3 protein-coding genes are annotated in these 2,985 nt (G+C 71.4%); 2 read left to right on the top strand and 1 reads right to left on the bottom strand.

The window, feature by feature from the left end; translation table 11 throughout:
* Nucleotides 1–46 precede the first annotated feature (46 nt).
* Together J1M37_RS10400 and J1M37_RS10395 are read left to right on the top strand one after the other, a co-directional pair.
* Nucleotides 47–655 carry a carbonic anhydrase gene (locus J1M37_RS10400; protein ID WP_135019756.1) on the top strand — a complete coding sequence of 203 codons (609 nt, stop codon included), beginning with the start codon at nucleotides 47–49 and terminating at the stop codon, nucleotides 653–655.
* Nucleotides 656–710: 55 nt separating this feature from the next.
* A complete protein-coding gene (locus J1M37_RS10395; protein WP_159228318.1) occupies nucleotides 711–2,132 on the top strand; it encodes a class II fumarate hydratase in 1,422 nt (473 codons plus the stop codon).
* Between the two features lie 90 nt (nucleotides 2,133–2,222).
* Here J1M37_RS10395 and J1M37_RS10390 read toward each other — a convergent pair whose 3' ends face one another.
* The gene (locus J1M37_RS10390) at nucleotides 2,223–2,726 is read right to left on the bottom strand and encodes a prepilin peptidase (protein WP_206452577.1); all 504 of its coding nucleotides are present in this window, start codon (nucleotides 2,724–2,726) and stop codon (nucleotides 2,223–2,225) included.
* Nucleotides 2,727–2,985: the final 259 nt, after the last annotated feature.

The raw sequence follows: 2,985 nt of genomic DNA, 5'->3' as shown, positions 1-2,985 counted from the left end.
CCCCGAGACGACGCCGGCCCCCGACGTCGTCGTCCCCACCTCCGACCTGACCCCCGCCGAGGCGTGGGAGGTCCTCGTCGAGGGCAACCGCCGCTTCGTGGCGGGCGAGCCGAGCCACCCGAACCAGAACGCCGAGCGCCGCAGCGGGCTGACGGCCGGCCAGGCCCCGGTCGCCGTGATCTTCGGCTGCGCCGACTCCCGCCTGGCGGCCGAGATCATCTTCGACCTGGGGCTCGGCGACGTGTTCGTGGTGCGCACGGCCGGCCACGTGATCGACGACGCCGTGCTGGGCTCCATCGAGTACGGCGTGGACGTGCTGGAGATCCCGCTCGTCATCGTCCTGGGCCACAACTCGTGCGGCGCCGTCACGGCGACGGTCGAGTCCTACATCTCCGGCACCATGCCGCGCGGCTTCGTGCGCCCCCTCGTGGAGCGCATCATCCCGTCCGTGCTGGCGGGGCGCCGCCGCGGTCTGGAGGAGGTCGACGAGTTCGTGGCCGAGCACGTGGACCAGACCTGCGACCACCTCTTGGAGACCTCGCAGTCCGTCCGCGCGGCCGTCGAGTCGGGGCGCACCGCCGTCGTCGGGCTCACCTACTCGCTGTCCGAGGGCACCGCTCGACCGGGCCGCGTGCACGGCGACCTGGCGGTCTGACGACGACGGGCGTCCGGTGCGGCACCGGGCGCCCACGCCGTCCTAGGATGTGATCATGACCGCAGAGAACACCGATCAGCAGTTCCGCATCGAGCACGACACCATGGGCGAGGTGAAGGTGCCGGTGAACGCGCTCTACCGCGCCCAGACCCAGCGCGCCGTGGAGAACTTCCCGATCTCCGGCAAGGGCCTCGAGCCCGCCCACATCCACGCCCTCGCGCAGGTCAAGAAGGCCGCGGCCAAGGCGAACGCCGAGCTGGGCATCATCTCGCAGGAGCGCGCGGACGCCATCGTCGCCGCCGCGGACCAGGTCATCGCCGGCGACCACGACGACCAGTACCCGATCGACGTGTTCCAGACCGGCTCCGGCACCTCCTCGAACATGAACACCAACGAGGTGCTCGCCACCCTCGCCACCCGTGCCCTCCAGGAGGCCGGCTCCGAGGACGAGGTGCACCCCAACGACCACGTCAACGCCTCCCAGTCCTCGAACGACGTGTTCCCGACCTCCGTGCACGTGGCCGTCACCGCCGCCCTCGTGAACGACCTCGTCCCGGCGCTGGACCACCTGGCCGTCTCCCTCGAGAAGAAGGCGGAGGACTTCGCCGGCATCGTGAAGTCCGGCCGCACCCACCTCATGGACGCCACCCCGGTGACCCTGGGCCAGGAGTTCGGCGGCTACGCCGCGCAGGTCCGCTACGGCATCGAGCGCATCCAGTCCGCGCTGCCGCGCGTGGCCGAGGTCCCGCTCGGCGGCACCGCCGTGGGCACCGGCATCAACACGCCCCAGGGCTTCTCCGCCCGCGTGATCGAGCTGCTCGCCGAGGAGACCGGCCTGCCGCTGACCGAGGCCCGCAACCACTTCGAGGCCCAGGCCAACCGTGACGGCCTCGTGGAGGCCTCCGGCCAGCTGCGGAACATCGCGTTCTCGATCATGAAGATCAACAACGACCTGCGCTGGATGGGCTCCGGCCCGAACACCGGCCTCGGCGAGATCGCCCTCCCGGACCTGCAGCCGGGCTCCTCGATCATGCCGGGCAAGGTCAACCCCGTGATCTGCGAGGCCGCGATCATGGTGTGCGCCCAGGTGATCGGCAACGACACCACCGTCGCCCTGTCCTCCACCAACGGCGCCTTCGAGCTCAACGTGGGCATCCCCGTGATGGCCGCCAACCTGCTCGAGTCCATCCGCCTGCTGGCCAACACGACGCGCGTCATGGCGGACAAGATGATCGACGGCATCGAGGCCAACGAGGAGCGCTGCGCCTTCCTCGCCGGTGCCTCGCCGTCCATCGTGACCCCGCTGAACAAGGTGATCGGCTACGAGGCCGCCGCCAAGATCGCCAAGCACTCCGTCGCGAACAAGATGACCGTGCGCGAGGCCGTCGTGGACCTCGGCTACGTCGAGCGCGGCGAGGTCACCGAGGAGCAGCTGGACAAGGCCCTGGACACCATGTCCATGACCCACCCGGAGTGATCCGGCGGATCCGGTGAGCGGCGCGACGCCGCCTCCCGGACCACGACGACGAGCGGCCGTCCTCCCGTGCGGAGGGCGGCCGTCCGTCGTTCACGCCAGCACCAGCACTCCGGCGGCCGCCGCCACCATCGCCGGTCCGAACGGCAGCGCCGTCTGCCCCGTCGCCCGACCCGCGAGCACCAGCAGCCCCGCCGCCACTCCGCCGAGCAGGATCGCGCCCACCCCGGCGGCGAGCACCGCCGTCGGGCCGAGCACCCCCGTGTACACGCCCAGCCCGCCGGCCAGCTTCACGTCGCCCATCCCGAGGCCGCCGCGGCTGAGCACGTGCAGCGCGAGCATCGCCACGGTGTAGCCGAGACCGCCCAGCAGGCTGCAGAGGGCCAGGTCACCCCGGCCCGCCAGCAGCGCTCCCCCGGTCATGGCCGCCAGCCCGCCCAGCGCCAGCCGCAGCGTCCATCGGTTCGGCAGCCGATGTTCGCGCAGGTCCGTGCGCACGAGCACGCCCGTGCACACCGCGAACCACACCAGCCCCAGGGACCACAGCACCGCCGTCGCCGGCGCGCCGTGCGTCCACGCCCATCCCACCCCGCTCATGCGCCCAGCCTAGGTCGGGCGGCGCACCCGCCGGGCCGTCGTCCACAGGGCGATCCGGCCACCTCGCGTTCACGGTCCGGCCACCCGGTGTTCTGCCCACAGCGCAACCGGAGCCGCCCATTGCGACGAGCCCTCGCGTGGGTCTACTGTGAAGTCACGAGCTTCCGGCCGTCTGATGGACGTACGGGGCTCACACAGACCCCATGGCCTCAATCCCGTTTCAAAGGGGCCATGGTGGCTGTCTCTTATAGCTGTCTCT

Origin of the sequence: Micrococcus sp. KRD012, from assembly GCF_017168555.1 — a bacterium.
GTDB lineage: Bacteria > Actinomycetota > Actinomycetes > Actinomycetales > Micrococcaceae > Micrococcus > Micrococcus luteus.
Note: the sequence above shows the minus strand (reverse complement) of the source record. Positions and strands in the feature narration are given on the sequence as shown.

Bases quoted from the DNA above. Each gene is read 5' to 3' on its own strand.
- J1M37_RS10395 (WP_159228318.1), top strand. From the start codon at position 711: ATGACCGCAGAGAACACCGATCAGCAGTTCCGCATCGAGCACGACACC.
- J1M37_RS10390 (WP_206452577.1), bottom strand. From the start codon at position 2,726: ATGAGCGGGGTGGGATGGGCGTGGACGCACGGCGCGCCGGCGACGGCG.